The organism is Nocardia xishanensis NBRC 101358 (assembly GCF_001613365.1).
Taxonomy (GTDB): domain Bacteria; phylum Actinomycetota; class Actinomycetes; order Mycobacteriales; family Mycobacteriaceae; genus Nocardia; species Nocardia xishanensis.
On sequence record NZ_BDCF01000001.1, the window covers coordinates 339,432 to 357,519 of the forward strand.

20 protein-coding genes and 1 pseudogene are annotated in these 18,088 nt (G+C 65.9%); 4 read left to right on the top strand and 17 right to left on the bottom strand.

The annotated features are described in order from the left end of the window. Nucleotides 1-11 precede the first annotated feature (11 nt). The 10 genes from NX1_RS01445 to NX1_RS01490 form a co-directional block, all read right to left on the bottom strand. The gene (locus NX1_RS01445) at nt 12-1,190 is read right to left on the bottom strand and encodes an MCE family protein (protein WP_068052361.1); all 1,179 of its coding nucleotides are present in this window, start codon (nt 1,188-1,190) and stop codon (nt 12-14) included. Beyond that, entirely contained in the window at nt 1,187-2,299 is a 1,113-nt protein-coding gene (locus NX1_RS01450) for an MCE family protein (RefSeq protein ID WP_068052364.1), read from the bottom strand. Before NX1_RS01450 ends, NX1_RS01445 begins: the two co-directional genes overlap by 4 nt. Then, entirely contained in the window at nt 2,296-3,396 is a 1,101-nt protein-coding gene (locus tag NX1_RS01455) for an MCE family protein (protein ID WP_068052367.1), read from the bottom strand. The genes NX1_RS01450 and NX1_RS01455 overlap by 4 nt, the downstream gene beginning before the upstream one ends. Continuing rightward, nucleotides 3,396-4,406, bottom strand: a complete 1,011-nt coding sequence (locus tag NX1_RS01460) for an MCE family protein (RefSeq protein ID WP_068052377.1) — start codon at nt 4,404-4,406, stop codon at nt 3,396-3,398. Before NX1_RS01460 ends, NX1_RS01455 begins: the two co-directional genes overlap by 1 nt. Beyond that, nucleotides 4,406-5,428 carry an MlaD family protein gene (locus NX1_RS01465; RefSeq protein WP_068052381.1) on the bottom strand — a complete coding sequence of 341 codons (1,023 nt, stop codon included), beginning with the start codon at nt 5,426-5,428 and terminating at the stop codon, nt 4,406-4,408. Before NX1_RS01465 ends, NX1_RS01460 begins: the two co-directional genes overlap by 1 nt. A gap of 1 nt (nt 5,429) precedes the next feature. Continuing rightward, nucleotides 5,430-6,839 carry an MlaD family protein gene (locus tag NX1_RS01470; RefSeq protein WP_068052385.1) on the bottom strand — a complete coding sequence of 470 codons (1,410 nt, stop codon included), beginning with the start codon at nt 6,837-6,839 and terminating at the stop codon, nt 5,430-5,432. 7 nt (nt 6,840-6,846) lie between these two features. Next, nucleotides 6,847-7,710 (bottom strand): ABC transporter permease, encoded by an 864-nt coding sequence (locus tag NX1_RS01475; protein ID WP_068052388.1) that lies wholly within the window; start codon nt 7,708-7,710, stop codon nt 6,847-6,849. A gap of 1 nt (nt 7,711) precedes the next feature. After that, nucleotides 7,712-8,584: an MlaE family ABC transporter permease gene (locus NX1_RS01480; RefSeq protein WP_373864855.1), complete on the bottom strand. Its 873-nt coding sequence runs from the start codon at nt 8,582-8,584 to the stop codon at nt 7,712-7,714. A gap of 325 nt (nt 8,585-8,909) precedes the next feature. Further along, complete coding sequence (locus NX1_RS01485) at nt 8,910-9,098, bottom strand: hypothetical protein (protein ID WP_068052390.1); 189 nt, start codon at nt 9,096-9,098, stop codon at nt 8,910-8,912. After that, nucleotides 9,098-9,322 carry a hypothetical protein gene (locus NX1_RS01490; RefSeq protein ID WP_068052393.1) on the bottom strand — a complete coding sequence of 75 codons (225 nt, stop codon included), beginning with the start codon at nt 9,320-9,322 and terminating at the stop codon, nt 9,098-9,100. The genes NX1_RS01485 and NX1_RS01490 overlap by 1 nt, the downstream gene beginning before the upstream one ends. A 259-nt stretch (nt 9,323-9,581) precedes the next feature. Here NX1_RS01490 and NX1_RS01495 point away from each other — a divergent pair, with 259 nt between their 5' ends. From NX1_RS01495 to NX1_RS01505, 3 genes are all read left to right on the top strand, one after another. Then, nucleotides 9,582-10,349 (top strand): oxygenase MpaB family protein, encoded by a 768-nt coding sequence (locus tag NX1_RS01495; RefSeq protein WP_068052396.1) that lies wholly within the window; start codon nt 9,582-9,584, stop codon nt 10,347-10,349. 120 nt (nt 10,350-10,469) lie between these two features. Beyond that, nucleotides 10,470-11,378, top strand: coding sequence for an oxygenase MpaB family protein (locus NX1_RS01500; RefSeq protein WP_068052398.1), 909 nt, complete (start codon nt 10,470-10,472; stop codon nt 11,376-11,378). A gap of 9 nt (nt 11,379-11,387) precedes the next feature. Then, the gene (locus tag NX1_RS01505; protein WP_068052401.1) at nt 11,388-11,834 is read left to right on the top strand and encodes an SRPBCC family protein; all 447 of its coding nucleotides are present in this window, start codon (nt 11,388-11,390) and stop codon (nt 11,832-11,834) included. Nucleotides 11,835-11,919: 85 nt separating this feature from the next. Here the strand turns inward: NX1_RS01505 and NX1_RS37615 are convergent, their stop codons facing one another. The 6 genes and pseudogenes from NX1_RS37615 to NX1_RS01530 all read right to left on the bottom strand — a co-directional run bounded on the left by NX1_RS37615 (nt 11,920) and on the right by NX1_RS01530 (nt 16,082). Further along, complete coding sequence (locus tag NX1_RS37615; RefSeq protein WP_068052404.1) at nt 11,920-12,225, bottom strand: hypothetical protein; 306 nt, start codon at nt 12,223-12,225, stop codon at nt 11,920-11,922. Then, nucleotides 12,218-12,847, bottom strand: a pseudogene (locus NX1_RS38600) (nucleotidyl transferase AbiEii/AbiGii toxin family protein); the annotation flags it as partial. The pseudogene NX1_RS38600 and the gene NX1_RS37615, both read right to left, overlap by 8 nt. Continuing rightward, nucleotides 12,780-13,844 (bottom strand): type IV toxin-antitoxin system AbiEi family antitoxin domain-containing protein, encoded by a 1,065-nt coding sequence (locus NX1_RS01520; protein WP_068052410.1) that lies wholly within the window; start codon nt 13,842-13,844, stop codon nt 12,780-12,782. The gene NX1_RS01520 and the pseudogene NX1_RS38600, both read right to left, overlap by 68 nt. Nucleotides 13,845-14,034: 190 nt before the next feature. Continuing rightward, nucleotides 14,035-14,205 (bottom strand): hypothetical protein, encoded by a 171-nt coding sequence (locus NX1_RS35875; protein ID WP_157119472.1) that lies wholly within the window; start codon nt 14,203-14,205, stop codon nt 14,035-14,037. Nucleotides 14,206-14,827: 622 nt separating this feature from the next. Next, nucleotides 14,828-15,451, bottom strand: a complete 624-nt coding sequence (locus tag NX1_RS01525) for a hypothetical protein (protein ID WP_068052414.1) — start codon at nt 15,449-15,451, stop codon at nt 14,828-14,830. Between the two features lie 442 nt (nt 15,452-15,893). Continuing rightward, nucleotides 15,894-16,082: a hypothetical protein gene (locus NX1_RS01530; protein WP_068052416.1), complete on the bottom strand. Its 189-nt coding sequence runs from the start codon at nt 16,080-16,082 to the stop codon at nt 15,894-15,896. 256 nt (nt 16,083-16,338) lie between these two features. Between NX1_RS01530 and NX1_RS01535 the strand changes: the two genes are divergently transcribed. Continuing rightward, complete coding sequence (locus NX1_RS01535; RefSeq protein ID WP_068052418.1) at nt 16,339-17,721, top strand: helix-turn-helix domain-containing protein; 1,383 nt, start codon at nt 16,339-16,341, stop codon at nt 17,719-17,721. Between the two features lie 128 nt (nt 17,722-17,849). Here the strand turns inward: NX1_RS01535 and NX1_RS01540 are convergent, their stop codons facing one another. Next, nucleotides 17,850-18,068 carry an MbtH family protein gene (locus NX1_RS01540; protein WP_068052422.1) on the bottom strand — a complete coding sequence of 73 codons (219 nt, stop codon included), beginning with the start codon at nt 18,066-18,068 and terminating at the stop codon, nt 17,850-17,852. Nucleotides 18,069-18,088: the final 20 nt, after the last annotated feature.

An 18,088-nucleotide genomic window follows, 5' to 3' on the forward strand; every position in this document is an offset into this window, starting at 1 on the left:
GCTTTTCCTTCCTATCGCCCGGGAACGGGACGGGACAGTTCGTTACCGGTCACGCCGGGCGGCGGGCCGGACCCGTTGTCGGGCACATTGGGCCGCGGCGCGTTCGCCGAACCGCGCACCTGGAGCGCCGGGTTGTTCGTGACGCAGTAGTTGTAGAGCCGCACCCTGGTGTCGGTGGTGGCCAGTGTCGGGACGACAGGGATGGTCTCGTAGTCGCAGGTCGGCCGGGGCCACGGGTCGACGAGGGTGTGGAAGGCGCCGTCGTGCGCCGGGACGCCGATCGCCTCGGCGCCTTCGCGCAGCGCGGGGAACAGCGCGGCGATGGCGGGCTGGCGCAGCTTCGCCGACTTGGTGATGGCCACGAAGTTCGTGACCAGATTGGTCACGGGATCTTCGGTCTCGGTGACGAAGCCGCCCAACGTCGCCAGCTGGCCCGGCGCGAGGTCGAGGAAGCGCCTGACCTCCTGATCGGCGGCGGTCAGCTGCTCGAACAGCGCGCCGGCGCCGGTGGTGAGCGTCGTCAGATCGGGCTGGGCGTGCGAGGTGGTCTCCGAGATGATCTCGAGGTTCTCGATCAACTGCCTGGTCTGCGGCAGCAGATCGGTCAGGCCCGCCATGGCCCTGCTGATGCCGGAGATCATGTTGCGCAGTCGGTCCGGGCCGCCCGCGAGCGCCTTGTCCAGCTCGTCGACGATGACGGTGAGCCGCTGCGGGTTCATGCCGCCGATCATGCCGCTCACGTTCGCGAGCACCGACTGCACCGAGACCGGCGCCTTGGTCTGCGACATCGCCACCACATCACCGTCGCCGAGATACGGTCCGGTGTCGGAGTCGGGCCGGAAATCCAGGTACTGCTCCCCCGCCGCGGACAGGCGGCCGACCGCGACGGTTCCGCCGACGGGAACGCGCGCCGAGGACTGGATTTCGGCGACGGCCGCTATCCCGATATCCGCAACCTTGACCTCGCGCACCCGCCCGATCCTGGTGCCGCGGAGAGTGACGTCGTTGTTGGCCAGCAATCCGCCCGAGGTCTGCAATTCCACGGTGACGAGGTAAGTGTTCGGCAGCGGGTCGAAGCGCAGCACCTGCGCGCCCAGATATGCCGAGCCGAAGATCAGCACGAGCACCAGGCCGATATTGGCGACCGCGATTCGCTCGCGTACCAAATAATTCCAGAGTGGGATGCTCATCGGCCGCCCTCCGTACGCGGCGGGCTGTTCAGCCTGCCGATCACCTTCTCGATGACCTGCGCGAGGCTGCCGATGAAGGCGGGCACATCGCCCACTTCCGGCCACCGGCTGCCGCGCGGATCGGTCAGCGCGCCCACGCTCAGATACGAAACCGTCGCCGCGACCGACAGATTCGGCCCGTCGAAGGAGGCCATGATCGAGGGATACATCCGATCGAAGCGCTCGAGCGCTTGGCCGAGCTCGTCCCCCATCTGGGTGAATCCGGACATCAGCCGCTGAATGCTGTCGAAAAGGCTGACGAATTCGGGACCCGTGGTCTCGGTGAAATCGCCGAGCGCGGCCATCGTCACCGATACCTTGCTGATCAATGCCGAGATGTCCCTGTTGTTCTCGGCGAACAGGCCGAGCAGCGCGGGGAAGGTGTCGGCCGCCTCACCGAGTTCGGCCTTGCGCGCGGCCAATTCGCCGGTGAGCACGTTGACGCCGGACAGCACGCTGTCGATGTCCGCTGTCCTGCGGTTGAGTGCGTCGATGGCGCTGCTCAATTCGGTCAGCAGATGCGCGAGCTGCGGCGCTCGCCCGGCGAACATCGAATTCATCTCGGAGGTGATCTTGGCGGCCTGATTGAGGCCGCCGCCGTTGAGCAGCATGGATATCGAGACCATCAACTGCTCCACCGAGGCGCCCGCCGAGGTGTGCTCGGTGCCGATGGTGTCGCCTGGACGCAGCATCTCCGCGCCGTCCCGCGCGGCGGGCAGGGTCATGGCGACGAAGATGTCGCCGAGCGGGGTGGCCTGCCGTAGCTCCGCGGTGGTGCCGCGCGGCAGCCGGATGTCCTCGCGGATCTCCATTTCCACGTCGGCGATGAAGTTCGTGGTGCTGATGCCGGTGACGACGCCGATGTCGGTGCCGCCGATCTTCACGTGCGCGCGATCGGGCAGATTGAGCGCGTCGCGGAACGCGGCGTTGATCTTGTAGCCGGGCGCGCCGATGCCGGGTTTGGGCAGCGGGACGTTGTCCACGGTCACCGCGCAGCCGGTCGCCGTGCCGACGCTCGCGGCGACCAGCCCGGCCGCGATGGTGCGTCGCAGCACCGCCTTCGCCCTCATTTCGCGATCCCCAGCAGTGCGGCGGTGAGACCGAAATCCGGTCCCATGTCCTGGATCTTCCCGGTCCGGCAACCGTCGAGCCGCAGCTGAATCCGCTCGCAGAACAGCGCGAGCGCCTCACCGTCCAGCACGATCTTGTCGAGCAGGCCGTGCAGTCGGACGGCGCGGTGCTCGCGACTCATCGTGTTGCTGATGTTCTGGAAGAACAGCGGTGTGACGTCGACGATTTCGGTGAGCTGACGCGCGTTGGCGCGCATCTGCTCGGTGATCGCGACGAAACGGGTCAGCGCGCCTGCCAGCTGATCCTGGTTCTGCCCGACCACCGTCGCGGTGTTGTTCACGAAATCGTTGAGCTGGGTGAGCACCGCGTGCAGGCCGGGTGACTGCTCCCCCATCAGCGCCACCAGCTCGGTCAGTCTGCCGCTGAAATCGCGCACGGTCTGATCGTTGGAGGCGATCACCTGGGTGATCTCGTTGAGCTTGATGATCGTGTTGGCGATCTGGTCCCTGTTGGCGAACGACACCTCGAAGGCAGCGGAGAGCGCGTCCAGCGTCTCGCGCAGCCGGTCGCCGTTGCCCTCGAGCAGCGGGAACAGCACCCGGCTCGCCATCGGCCCGTTCTCGCTGTCGCCCTTCAACGCCGCGCCCAGCTGGTCGAAATTCTCCAGGATCCGGTCCAATTCGACCGGCGTCCTGGTACGGGCGAGCGGGATGTGCGCGCCGTCGGCGAGCGTCGGCCCGTCGCCGGTGTAGGCGGGGGCCAGCTCAACGTGCCGGTTGGTAATCAGCTGCGGTGAAACGAGCGCCGCGATGGCGTCGGCGGGCACCTTGACGTCCTTCTCGATGGACATGGTGACCTCGACGTAGCTGCCACGGGCGGTCACCGTGTCGACCCGGCCGACCGGAACACCGAGAACGGCCACCTCGTTGCCCGCGTAGAGACCGGCGACATTCTCGAAATCGGCGCTGATCCGAAGGTGTTCGCCGAGATATTGGTCGGGCAGCGAACTCACGCTCTCCGGCAGCAGCGAACAGCCGCTGCCAACGGCCGCGGCGACGCACACCGCGACCAGTTTCAAGACCGCACGAATCCTCATCAGTTGCACCCCGGTACCGCTTGTGCGAAACAAAGCCAGTTGTCCGGGAAGATCCACGGCGCCCAGACATCGCCGTACGGCCCGTTGCCGAGCGCGTTGTTGAATTGCCGCACCGCGACCGGCATGATCTCGTACAGCCGATCCAGGTTCTCCCGGTTCTTCTCCAGGCCCTCGGTCATGGTGTTCAGGTTCTGGATGAGCGGGCCGAGCTGGTCGTTGTTCTCGATGCCCATCTCCTGCAACAGCGCCGACAGCGCCGCCACGTTGTCGAGCAGCTGCCGCAGCAGGTCCTGCCGCAACGCCACCGCGTTGCCGATCGCCTCGCCACGGGTGAGCAGCAGCAGCACGCTGTTCTGGTTGTCGGCGACCAGCTGCGAGACCTGATCCATGCTCTTCAACAGCGCGTCGACCTCGTCGCGGCGATCGTTGATCACCTTGGCCAGCGCGCCGATGCTGTCCAGCGCGGCGACGGTCAGCTGCGGCGAGTCGCCCATCTGCTGGTCGAGCACGTCCAGCGCTTGGCGCAGCTTGCTCGGGTCGATCCGCTCGATCCGCTCGAACGACGACTTGTACTGCGGGTCCTGGATCACCTTGCCGAGGTTGTACGGCACGGACGTGTTCGACAGCCGGATGACGTTGTCCGGCAGACCCTTTCCGTCCCCCGGCGTGAGTTCGATGTGCAGCCTGCCCAGGATGGTCGACATCTTGATCGCGGCCCGCGCGTCCGGTCCGAGCCGCAGGTCGCGACGGACCCGCAGATCCACCACCACCTTGTCGCCGGCCAGCCGGACCGCGCGCACCTGACCGACCTCGATGCCGGAGACGTCGACGGTCGCGCCCGGCCGCAGCCCCGCCGCCTGGGCGAACTCGGCCTTGACCGTCTTGTCCGCCAGCCGCGCCCCGGACACCACACTCGAGCCGACCAGCAGCAGCGCCACGAAGCCCGCCGCGATCACGCCGAGCCAGAGGTAGCGGTTCTTCGAATACCTCGGCAACCGAATCCGTGCCATCATCGGCAGACCTCCGACTGGGAATTGCCGCCGACCTGTGAGAACAGCCCCGGCGGGAGCAGCACGCCCCACAGCGAGACGTCCAACCGGCAGATGTAGGCGTTGCCGTACGTGCCGTATCCGGTGAAGCGGGCCAGCGCGTTGAGGAGGTCGGGGAACTGCACCGCGGCCTTGTCCAGCGCGGCGCCGTTGAGCAGCAGCATGGCGATGCCGGTGGTCGCGTCGTCCTGCGCCCTGGCCAGGTCGGGCTGCACCTGCGCGATCAGCGAGACCAGGGAATCGGTCGAGTTGGCCACCAGATCGACGGACTGCTTCAGCGACTCGCCCTCGGCGTAGAGCGCCTCGACCAGCGCCCTCGACTGAGCGATGAGCGTCTCCAATTCGCCGGAGCGGTTGGCCAATCCGCTGATCACGCTGCTCAGATTGGTGATCACGTCGCCGAGGATGCGATCGCGCTGGCCGAAGGTGGCGGCCAGATCGGCGGCCTGGGTGATCAGCGTGCTCAGCGAGACGCCGTCGCCCTGCAACGCCTGAATCAGCGTCTCCGACAGCGAGTTCACCTGATCGGGCTGCAACACGCTGAACAGCGGCTCGAAACCGGAGAGGAGCGCCGAGACGTCGAAGGACGGTTCGGTGTTGTCCAACGAGATGTGGCCGCCCGGACGCAGCGGTTCGCCTTCCTCCTCGCCGGGGGTGAGCGCGATATAGCGCTGGCCGATGAGGTTTTGGTACCGCACAAGGGCTTTGGTCGTCGTGGTCAGCCGCTGCCGATCCTGGATGCGGAAGTCGACGACGGCCTTGTAGTCGTCGTCGAAATCGATCCGGTCGACGCGGCCGACACGCACGCCCGCCATCCGCACGTCGTCGCCGACTCGTACGCCCATAACGTCGGAGAACGTCGCGGAATAGGTGTGCGTGTCGCCGGGCACCGAGCGCTGCAAGGTCGACCAGATGGTGTAGGTCAGCGCGATGGCCAATACGGCGAAGAAACTGAAGCCGGCGAGGGCTTTCCCAGACTTCATATCACTTGCCCCCTTCCGTGGGCACGGTGTCGTAGACGGTCACCGACCCGCCCGCCAGCAGCGGCGTCAGCAGCAGGAGCTGGGCCGCGGTCGGTTGGCCACCGACGATCGCGGCGACACCGGCGTGCCCGCGGCCGCCCGCGATCGGACGCGCCGCCGGGGTGGCCGCCGCGGGGACGGTGATTCCTGGAATGGCAGGCAGCCCGGGGATCGCCGACAGACCGGGAATGCCCGGAATGACGGGCGCCGCTTCGAGTCCCGGCAGCGCGAGCGTCGGCTGGGGACCGGCGGCGTCCAGCCAGCGCGGCTGTAGCTGCGCCGGAAACTCCTGGTCCGGTGCGACTTCCGGCACCGTCGGGCCACCGCAGCGGGGACCGGACATCGAACCGTAGGTCGGGCAGTCCTTGGCCGTGTACTGCTGGAAGGGCGTGAACGTGACGTCCATCGCCCACACCATCTGGCGGCTCGGCCCGAAGTGGAACACCGTGGCCAGCTTCTCCAGCGAGGCGTTGAGGTTTCGCGCGGTGTCCGGGATGGCCTGCGTGTCCTGCGCCAGGCTGCCGAACAGCTCGTCGAGGCCTGGGACGAGATCCTTTGCCGCATCCGGGCTTCGCGCGAACAGCGAGTTGACCGAGTCGATGGTGTTGCTCGCGTTGGCGAGCAGTGCGACCAGGTTGTCGCGGCGCTCGGTGAAGGTGCGGGCCGCGGTCACCGATTCGGCGAGCACGCCGACCAGATCCGGCGCCGACTTGCTCAGTTCCGTTGTAGCCCGGCCGAGATCGCCGAGCAGTTCGCCGACGCCGGGGACGGCGCGCATCTGGGTGACCCAGAGATCGAGCCGCTCGATCGTCGAACCCGGCACGCGCGCGGCGGGATCGAGCGCGGCCGCCAGCGTCGCCAATACCCGGCCGAGCTTTTCGGGTTGGATGTTGTCGAGCACGTCGCGCAGCACGGTCAGTGTGGTCTGCAACTGCATGGTCGAGGTGCTCGTGTCCTCCGGGATCACCGCTCCGGCCGCCAGTTTCGCGCCCGCAGAGCCGTTGTCCACCAGCTCGATCGCGGTGACGCCGAACAGGTTGTTCGGCACCACCCTGGCGGTGACGGCCGCCGGAATAGTCGGTGCGACAGCGGGCTTCAGGTGGATCTCGGCGCGCTGCCGCTCCCCCTTGGCGACCACCTCGACGCCCGCGACGGTGCCGACCACCATGCCGCGGAACTTCACGTCGGCGTGTGCGGGTAGTCCGTCGCCGGTGCTGGTGAGCTCGGCGGTCACCCGGACCTTGTCCTCGAAGTAGCCGTTGTAGCGCAGCGCCAGCAGACCGAGCAGCAGCGCGGTGGCCGTCACCATCGCGAGGCCTGCCAGGGAGAGGTGGCGAGCGGTCGGCCCGCGGCCACTGGGATCGAGAAGCATGCCGCCCCTATCCCGAGATCCGGAAGCCAGGGTCGATGCCCCAGATAGCCAGCGTCAGAAACAGATTCGCGAAGACCATTACGACGATCACCATCTTGATGGCCTGTCCGGCCGCGACGCCGACGCCCTCCGGCCCGCCCGAGGCGACATAGCCGTAGTAGCACTGGATGAACGTCGCGAGCAGCACGAAGACGACGACTTTGAGCAGCGAGAAGAAGACATCGGTCCCGATGAGGAATTGGAAGAAGTAGTGGTCGTAGGTGCCGGCCGAGGTGCCGCCGAGGAAGAGCACCGAGAGCTTGGTGGCCAGGTACGCCGTCGCCAGACCCACCGTGTACAGCGGGATGATGGTCAGCGTCGCGGCGATCATCCTGGTGCTCACCAGGTACGGAAGCGGCCGGATCGCAATGGATTCCAGCGCGTCGATCTCCTCGGAGATCCGCATGGAACCCAGTTGTGCGGTGAACCGGCACCCGGCCTGGATGGCGAAGGCCAGCGTCGCCAGGATCGGAGCCAGCTCGCGCGTGGTGGCGAAGCCGGAGATCGCGCCGGTCAGCGGGCCCATGGTGAGCAGGTTCAGCGCGGTGAACGACTCCATACCGACGGTGATGCCGCCGAACGCGCAGAGGATGATCACCACGCCGACGGTGCCGCCTCCGACGACCAGCGAGCCGTTGCCCCAGCCGACATCGGCGGTCAGCCGCAGCACTTCCTTGCGATAGTGCCTCAGCACGAAGGGAATCGCGGCCAGCGCCTGGAAGAACGTGATGACTTGGTGGCCGAGCCGCTGGTTCGCCCGATAGGGCACCGCGGCAACGGTGCCGACCGCCCGGAATGGTTTCAGGGCGGGCGGGGTGTACTTCGTGCCCACCTCAGATCACCTTCGTCGGGAACAGCGTGTTGTACAGCTGGGTGAGAATGATGTTGGTGGCGAAGAGCATCAGCGCGGAGGTGACGACCGCGGAGTTCACCGCGTTCGCCACGCCGCCTGGCCCGCCCTTGGCGTGCAGCCCGATATCACAGGCGATGATCGCGGTGAGCGCGCCGAAGATCGCCGCCTTCACCAGCGCGACGATGAGGTCGTTGGCCACCGCGAAGGACGCGAACGAGCCGATGAAGGAACCCGGCGTGCCGGACTGGGCGTAGACGTTGAACATGTAGGCCGTCGCGAAGCCGACGAACACGATGAACCCGCACAGCAGCATGCTCACCAGCACCGCGGCCACCAGGCGCGGTGCGACCAAGCGGCGCACCGGATCGACGCCCATGACCATCATGGCGTCGATCTCCTCGCGGATGGTGCGCGAGCCGAGGTCGGCGCAGATCGCCGAGCCGACCGCGCCCGCGATCATCAGCGAGGTGACCAGCGGCGCACCCTGTCGGATGATGCCGAGTCCGGCGACCGCGCCGATGAACGTCGTCGCGCCGACCTGGTTGACCAGCGCGCCAACCTGGAGGGACACCACGACGGCGATCGGAATCGCGACCAGCACGGTCGGCGCGGCGGAGACGCTCGCCATGAACGCGCACTGCCGGATGAACTCGTGATACGGGAAGCGCCGGGCGGCGATCGCCCGGAACAGTTCGATCACCGCGTCCCGGCCCAGCATCACTTGCCTGCCAAGGGTTTCCAGCGACCGCTGCGGATGACGCCGCCACAGACCCTTCAGATCGTCGACGGCGCGCTCCAGGTCGGTGCGTTCCGGATCTCGCTCCGGTTCGATCCGACCCGGAGGTCGTTCGATGGTTGTCACGCTGCCCGAGTCCTTTCTCGGCCTTCTTCTCGCTCACTTCGCCGACCGGTAACGGTGACCCCCTCGAGGGCGCGGAGCGTGTGAAGTGTCGCACAGCCAACGTGCGCGACACAAGTCACATGTGAATTAGAATTCTCAACAACATCGGATAGCGGTGTCGCGAGCGAAAAGACAGCCCGAACCCCGAATCAAGCAGTGGACCTGCAAATATTCCGAGGATATCGGGACATTCGCCTGCCCATATCAGACACTTCCATCTCGAACAAGTTTCCTTGCAGTCGCACATTCTCCGGGCGCACTCTCCGGCGAGGTCCGCTCAGGCCGGTTCGCTGAGGAAGTGCTGCAATGCCACCAAGCCGTAGCCGAACGCGGCGACGCCGGCCACAACGGCGCTCAGCACGGCGAGCCAGAGCCCGTAGCGCAGGATCGGATTCACTTTCATCCGCCCACCGAGGATCTTGACGCCGATCACCAAGATGTCGATGAGCCACACCAAGATCATCATCAGGTCATGTACACATTCGAGAAGGTGAGCACCGGCCAGCACACGATCGACCCGAGAAACGAGATGACCACGTCGATGCCGTGCATATCGCGTAGATGACTCGTGTGAGTCAGCGTCCAGACGACTCCGACGAGCCCGTACGGGATTCCGAGAATGATCAAGGTCCCGAGGAACTCGGAGACCTTCATCTCGTAGCTGAATATTCGATCCAGCCTCTTGAGCATGTACGTCGCATCCTTTCCTGCACCGGCCGAACCTGCCCGCCGTGCCCGCGCGCTGCGAAGGAGGTCGCGGCGTCGCGGGGGCGCCAACCGTGTACATCCGGTCCGGCACAGCCCGTATGTTACGCATGATTCACATCGTTTCGGAAGCGTTTCCGGCAGATTCCCAGGACCACGACTTGCAAGCTGTTCTCGCACAGCACCGATTGACGACCCGCCGATGCGGCGAATAAGTTATCGAACGTTCTCACCCGCAGTGAGGATGACTTCGCCCGGCGGACAGACGGAGGCCCAGCTGCTCGACACAAGCAACGTACTGCGGCGGCACCTCGGCGATCGGCGCTTCGCCCTGACGCTGCCGCGCGCGGTCGCGCTCCAAGTACTGCACCCGGCGATCGCCGCCGCGCTCCGTGAGCACACGCCGAACCGGCTCTGGGAACACAAGCGGCGCGCCGTGGGCGGAATGATCAACATCGCCTACAGCGAGCGAGATCTGCGCTCGGTCATTCGTTTCGGGCACGAGCACGTCAAGGGCGTCGACGCCTTCGGCCGTCGCTATCACGCACTCCATCCCGAGCTCTTCTTCTTCCAGCACGCCACCTACGTCGACACGCTCGTGACGAGTATCGACGCCTTCTCCGGCGGGATCACACCGGCGCGGCGCGAGCAGCTCTACGCGGAATGCCGCGCATGGTACGGCCGCTACGGGATCTCGAACCGGCACACGCCGGCCACCTGGACCGAGTTCACCGAATACTTCGCGGGCGCGTGCGCGGCACTGCCATCGCCCGGGGCCGACACGCTGGCGTTGCGCGATCAGGTGCTGCGCCCCGACGCGTGGACGCCGCGCAAGCTGCCCGGTTTCGCCGTGCGCGCGCTGCTGCACGAGCGCGCGAGGGACCTGCTCGACGCGCCGCTTCGCCCCGGCGACGCGGCAGCCTTCGCGGTCTACGCCCGCGCGGTCCGGGTCGGCTCCGCGCTGCGTCCGCCACAGCTGCGGTATGCCGACCAGGCCCGCAATCCGCTGTAGAACAGCTCGACACTTGCCAGATAAATAACCGATAAAACACAAGGAAACTTGGATACCTGGAGCACTTGCTGTTCAGAATGAGCGGTAACATAATTGGACGGAGACGACGGAAGGACTCCCATGACCGCGGTCGCCCACCCCGCCTACGAGAACGAACCGGCGCCACTGACCAAGGAGCAGACGCGCATCCCCATCAGCTCCGCGCACCGCCCGTTCACCAAGCGGCCGATCAAACTGTCCGACGCGCTGGACTTCTGGTCCTTCGCGGGCGCCGCGGCCAACGTCGCGATGCAGATGGCACGGCCCGGTGTCGGTTACGGCGTCGCGGAGAGCAAGGTGGAGAGCGGCGCGCTCATGAAGCACCCGTGGAAGCGGGCCCGCACCACCACCCAGTACCTGGCGGTCGCCATCCTCGGCACCGACGAGGAGCGCATGGCCTACCGCGAGGCGGTGAACGCGGTGCACCGCCACGTGCGGTCCGAGCCGGACGCGGCGGTGAAGTACAACGCCTTCGACCGCAATCTCCAATTGTGGGTCGCCGCATGCCTGTACATCGGCTTCGAGGACACCTACCAGCTGCTGCAAGGCAAGATGAGCGATGAGCAGGCCGAGGCCTTCTACGCCTCGTCCTCGACGCTCGGCACCACGTTGCAGGTCACCGAGGACATGTGGCCCAAGACGCGCGCCGAGTTCGACGTCTACTGGAACGAGGCGTGCCATCAAGCCGTCCTCGACGACTACGTGCGCTCCTATGTCGACGATCTGCTGAACCTGCGCATGATCCACTGGTATCTGCGGCTTCCGTTCCGGAACTTGTTGAAGTTCTTGACGATCGGCTTTCTCGCGCCGTACTTCCGGGAGCAGATGCAACTGGAGTGGACCGCCGCCGATCAGCGCCGCTTCGAGCACCTGTTCGTTTTCGTCGGTTTCGTCAACCGGTTCATTCCCCGGTTCCTGCGGCATGGCGGCAGCCTCGCGCTGATGGCCGACCTGCGCCGCAGGATCCGCAAGGAGAAGAACCTCGTCTGAGGTCGAGGCATGCGGACCGTCGATATCGAGCGGACCATTCCGGCGCACGTCAGCGACGTCTTCGAATGGCTCACCGACGCAACGAATTACCGCCGGATCTCGGTGGTCCGGCGGGTCACCCTCGTCCGCCCCGGCGACGATCACTGCCACGGCAGCGGGGCGGTGCGGGTGGTGGTCACGCCGCTGCTGCGGTTGACCGAGGAGATCGTCGAATACCGTCCGCCGACGCTGATGCGGTACCGGATCACCAGGTCCACGCCGCCACTGCGGCACGACGAGGGATTCATGGCGTTCCGTTCGGTGCCCGAAGGCACCCGAGTGCGATGGTTTTCGCGTTTCGAGGTGGCCTCGCCGATCCTGGCGGGCGTCTGCACGCTCGCCATGGTTCCCGTGGTGGCCGAGGGTTTTCAGATGACGATGGACCGCGCGGAGCGCGAGTTGCTCGGACTCCGGTGAGCCATCCACATGTCCGACGGCGGAGGCCACCGCACCAACCTCGGCTTTCGCACTTGCCAGAGACCAAAGGCCCAAACGACACTGTTTACGTGCATGCATCCCAGCGCAGGGTCGTGGGATTCCAGGTCCCGATCGTCATGGTGCCGTCGAGAATTGGGTTCATGCACTGACCGAGATAGTCCAGCGCTGCATCGAGTTGGTGCAGTTCCGCTGGAAGTCGGCTGATCTTCACCGCGATGTCGCGATAGGAGACCTTCCAGCGCGCGCCAGGCGAATGGATCACGGTGGGCAGTTCCAGCGCGGGCCTGTGCTGTCGTTGGTGTTGCAAGGCGAGCTGGATCGAAGTGGCGTCGAAGCTGGAGGTGCCGATGATCAACAGCAGGTCGGCCAAAATCGCGCCATCTCGTCGAGGGCTGGCGCTCTTCGCCGTGGTACTCGTACATTGCGGCGAGCTTGTCGGCGATCTGGTCGACCAGCGGGTAGCAGGCGAATTCCGGCGGCGGCAGGACGTCGGGAATCTCGATGGTCGGCGTCGGCGCGATCCGATCGATCCGGCCGATGAGCTGCTTGCCCGCGGTCAGGTCGATCGGGAAGTGCTGGAGCCCTATCGTGCCCAGGCGAGGCGTCGCCTGGAGTTGCCACACCGCGATGCCGCCCTCGTTCACGTTCTGTTTCTTGACCTTCAGGTCGAAGGTCAGCCGATCCAGCGAACTGGGTGCGACTACGAGGTCGCGGAGTTCGTCGAATGCCCGGTCAAGCTCGGCGTGCAGGTGCAATAAGTCGACGTCCTGACTGTGCCTGGCTCCCGGAATGCGAACCAGCAGCGAGGTTCCGCCTTTGAGGATCCAGGGTGCGGCGGGATCGGCGAACACTCTGGCCAGCATCCGCTGCATGTAGAACTCGCGGCGCAACTCTTCGGTGGGGCGCTTCAGGCTGCGAGCACGCTCACTGATCCGCTGATTGATCGCGGCTTGAAACCCCCGGTCGCTCGGGTACTTCCGCGTAGCCGTCATCCCCGCCCCCGTCCTCGTCGTTGTTGCTCTCGGATCGAACCAATCGAGAAATCGTCTCCAGCAGCAAACGGACAACGGCGTCGTTGTCTGCTGGCCGCTTGCTGTGCGCGACGAGATTACCGAGAGCCGCCGACATACGGCTCGTGTCAGCCGAAGAGCTCCGCAAGGCGGTGAGTAGTGCCTCGACGAAGCCGGGATCTGCGAGCCTGCGCTCGATGTCCTTCAGCGTGAACTCGAGCGGTCGTCGCTCGAAGAACTTTGATTGCAGAGCAATTGGGCGATTGGTGGTGGGGTCGATAAGCACCCAGTCCACGCCGCGGTCGCTTCGCGTCAGGGCTTTGGCTGATTCGGGGACACCCGCTTGACCGATGAAGTTGCGGAGTAGCTCGTCTCCGGCTCCGATCGGCATGCCGTAGTAGTGAGCGTAAGGGCGCAGCGCGGCGGCGAGTTCGTCGCGGGTGGTGTCTTCGGTGAGGATGGCGTCGCGGGCGACCGAGGCCAGGTGCCCGCCGTCGGTTCGTGTTGCGGCGAGGTCCACGGTAGTACGCAGTGGTCGGGTCGCCGGTAGGCCAGCCACCAGGTGCCAGTCCTCGTGTCCCAGTTCCCGGACATGGAACTTCACATCCGGGCTGCGGGTACTCCGCCGCTTCGGAACCGTGAATTCGTGGAAGTCGGCGTCGATATCGCCGAGATCCTGCAAACGCGCCGCCGACCGGTGAGACACCACGCCTACAGGTACCGCGTCGGCCAAGCGGTCGGCGGCCAGCCGTTTGGGTTCCAACGCCAGCCACTCGGCCCGGATGGGATCCTGCGGCGTCTCTGGCGCGCCGGTCAGCCGATACACCCCTTGCCGGAGCCGGGTTATCAGCTCCGCATCAGCGAGACGCTTGAGCTGCTGGGTACTGAAACCGAGATCGCCGGCCTGCATGGAGGTGAACAGACCCCACTGCGATCCGGCTAAGTCCGCCAGATCGAGGAGTCGTTCATCCCTACTCATACGTCAAAAATATCACCGATATCGTCGTTACTAGGCTAGCGCGTACACTTACGGTGCCGACAATGATATTTTTGACGTCATGGGCAGTAGTATCGAAGTTAACATGTAGTACACCTCGGCCGCTCGCCCATGGTGAAGCGGTGGTCGTCCTGCATGATTGCTGGCTCTCAAAGGCCAGAGCGGGGTGTGTTCACGGCGGCGTGAATGCCGGCGGCTGGCCGTCGACTGCCAAGTCGACGAGATCGGACCACTGGGTTGCCAAATAGCTCACGCACGACCATGCCTCGTGCAGCTCGCGGGCGATGGGATCGGCAGCGAGTACGAGTTCGGCGGTGACATACACACCGGCCATGTCGTCCATGACTTGTCCGTAACCGGTCGTCGGCGCCCGTGGGTGCCCCGGTTGGATATGAACGATCACCCAGCGATCGATCAGCGCCCGCAGCTCGGCACGACGCTCATCGATGGACAGCTACACCGATCCCACCCGCGGTAGTGGGTTCGCAATGGTCGCCGCGTACGTAGACGGCGAGCCTGCCGGGCAGACGTGGGGATGGACGGTCGGCCCAGATGCCGCATTGCGCGCGTCGTGGATCGTGGCAAGTTCATCCATGAGGACGGGACACGGACGTTCGGGCTGTCGGAAATCATGGTGTGCACGGAGTTCACCGGACGCGGCCTGGCACGGGCACTGCACGACGAGCTGCTGTGCGGTCGTCCTGAGCTCCGAGCGAGCTCGTCGAGCCGGACAACGATCGCGCGTACGCGGCCTACCGGAAGTGGGATTGGTCGCGGGTCGGCACCCTGACACCGAGCTCGCCGGACGCGCCGACGTTCGATGTCCTGATCAAGGATCTCGATACTGGCCGTTGAATATCGACGGTAGTCGAACGGCGGCTATCGAGGACCATACACATCGGTCTCCATTCCTACCTTCTGCGGCGCATCTGGCAGTAGCTGTTGCCGCGACCCCGCCAAGCCACTCAGCTCTCGTCGTAACGCAGGATGCGGTCGGCAGAGCGCTTGTGCCACTTGTTTTTCGAGGTAACAAACGACTGGACCCTGTCGCGGACGCCTCGAGCGCGTAGCTTCGACAGCACTTCCAGGGCGTGGCCTTGAACGGCTCCGTCATCGAGTTGCGACAGCGCGACCGCCACGGCGTCGGGGTGGCGGGACTTGGCCAGCCAGGAGACGACCATCTGGCGGTCGGCGCCGAACTCTCGATTCATTGCGATGGCTGCGAGCTGGTCGAAGTACTCGACGCCCGCGGGGATGTCGTATATCGCATTTCCCGCTGGCCATCGCTCCCGGGAGCCGATCGTCTTGGCGGTATCGAACTGTGAGATCAATGCCTGAGCCGCAGCGGTTCCGCGCGCGTTCTTGTGTCCCAAGGCGCTGACCAAGGTCAACCGCGCGGGCGGCCGCCCCTCGGTTTCTGCTCCGGGCCAGCGTGTTTCCAGCTCGATGAGCCACTGCGACAACAAGGCGATGACGTCCGGCGGGGGATTGAGCATCCCTGCAAGCTGATAGAGGGTTCTCCCGTATCTGTCGACGAGCTGGCATTCCTCGGGCAGCTTGGCCGCTGCGGTGTCGTCGGTCGCGGTCATTCGAAGTCCATCCTCCAGCGGTCGATCTTGCCTTGGCGCGATAGAGTCCGCGATCTCCGATGCCCCCGGGCCGATCGTAGTGTCGATGCCGCAGAACGTCGACGGTCCAGGCGCCGATCACCACGAGTGGCCGAGCATGTTCGGCCTGCACCGCGCTGGACTCGTCGGCCCTATGTCGAATATCCGTCGGCGCGGGTGTCGGGGGACTATGCGTCCCGCCGCGACGAGGGTGCGGAAGGCGGCTCCTTTGCGGGCGCAAGCATCGGCTCGGCAACCTCGGTGCAGCTGCATAGCGCGGTGTGCTTCGGGGACCGTGAAAGGGGCTGTGGGAGCGCGGTGTCCGTCGGCGGCGCGGGAGTCTCCGACGCAGGTTCCGATGATGCCGATGAGGGAGAGAACGAGGCCGCATCCGGTCAGGATGGACAGTGTGGAGTGCATCGGATCATTGGTCCGCGGTGCGCCGGAAGCAGTAGGCGGAGGCGGCTAGGTATTGGCGGCATCCGCTGCCGTGACCGGCGTGCACCGACAGGATGAATCGGGCGCGGTCGTAGTCGAGGACCTGCGGTTCCGCTGTGCAATCACGGCTTTGGACCAGCCACAGCTCACGCAGGTCGAAGTGCGGGACGTTCATCGTTCACCTCCGCGAAAAGTTCAGTGCACCCGGCGCCGGGGCGCCGACGGAACCGCGCTCGAGGCGGCTGGATCGGGGCCGCGTCGGGACCGTGCGCCGGGTTCCGGAGAGCGAGCGCCCCATAGGGTCTGGGCACAACCTTGGCGCCGGGTGCGAAATACAGAGTGCGCGTTGCGATTGAGTACATAACAGTCCGGAATGCAGTAAATGCGAGTAATTTCCGAGTGAATCGGCCTGGAGCGAGGAAGCGGGTCATATGGTTGAGGTCGACTGGACGGGCGAAGACGTACTTGCCCTTCGCTCGGCGATGAAGCGGAGTCGTTACGAGTTCGCACGTTTGGTGGGCGTCACCCCGCGCACCGTGGTCTTGTGGGAGAACGGCCGGACAACCCGGATGCACGCCGCAAGCCGTCGACTACTCGATCGAGTACTGTCCGAGGCCGATTCAGTCGTCGTCACGCGATTCGAGCGGGCGATCACGGCGGGCCGCGACGCGGGCCGCGAAACCGACGATGCGAGCGCGGCGCTCGATCGGACAATCAAGCTCGGTAGGGAAACAGCGCTGGGCGGAACCGAGGTTCGGTCCGCGCCGATCGGGCTCGACAAGGAAGTCGAGGATGACGACGTGAGAAGGCGGGAACTGCTGGCCTGCATCGGCGCAGGTCTGGCGGGCCATGCGGTCGATCTGTTGGCAAGTGAACCGGAGAAGATGCTCGCGGCCCTGGACGCCGGGTCGATCAGCGAGCGCAGGCTTGGCGTCCTGGAGTATTCCACCGCGGAGCTCGGCAAGCAGGTCGTCCGGGTGCCGCCGCACGAGCTGCTCCAGAGCACACTCGACCAGTTCCGCACGGTCCGTGCGTGTCTCGGCGAGCGGCAGGCCACCCACCACCAGATCAGGCTGGTCCGCACCGCGGGCCGGCTGGCCAACGTGGTCGGCGAGATCTTGTTCAACGAAGGTCATTTCGGGCAGGCTCGCCTGTGGTACACCACCGCCATCCACGCGGCGCAGGACATCGGCGATCGCTACTCGGAGGACATCGCCCTCGCCGGTCTGGCCTACCTGCCCACCTACAGCGACAAGCCGAGAGAAGTACTGCGCCTGCTCGATCCGCGTCTGGCGGAAGATCCGGCGACCGGCGCGGCCGCCGCCTGGCTCTGGGGTATGGCGGCGCGAGCGCACGCCGATCTCGGCGACGAACGCCAATTCGCTCACTGCATCGACAAATCCGCTCGTGCGCTCGGCAGTGTCGCGAACGAGGAACTGCCGATCGGCATCTTCTCGTTCCGTCCGGAGAAGCTCGCGTTCTACCGCGCCATCGGATACGCCCGGCTCGGCAAGCCCGACGAGACGGCCGCGGCGGCGGCGCAAGCCATCTCGCTGTACGACCCGAACGAGACCATGGAACCCGCGCTGGTGCGTTTCGAACACGCGACCGCGCTGCTGGCCTCCGGCGAAGTCGACGAGGCCTGCTCGGTCGCCACCGCCGCGATCACCGACGCGCACACCTACGTCGGCCTGACGGTCACCAAACGCGCCAGACGATTCGACTCGACGCTGCGAGACGGTGGCGGCCGGGCGGTGGCCGAGTGGCGGCAGCAGGCCAGGACGGTCATCGACTCCCATCAGGCGAGGGCGTAGTCGCGCAGAACGGCACAACGAATCTCGATCTGCGGCGAATCGGCACCGCCATGGCCACGTACGCAACCTGATTCGGCCAGGAGGGGCGCGCCGGTCGGCAGGGGATGTGGACCGGCGCGCCCCGGCATTCAGTTGGTCTTCGGTGTCATGGCCGCGATCAGCGATTTGGGGCGCATGTCGGTCCAGTGGGTCTCGACGTACTCCAGGCAGATGCTGCGCGCGGCCGCGCCATAGGCGATGGTCCAGCCGGTCGGTACGGCGGCGAAGACGGGCCACAGCGAGTGCTCGCCCTCGGCGTTGACGAGGACGTAGAACTGCGCGTCGTCGTCGTCGAACGGGTTTGTCATTGTTCACCTTTCGTGAGGCG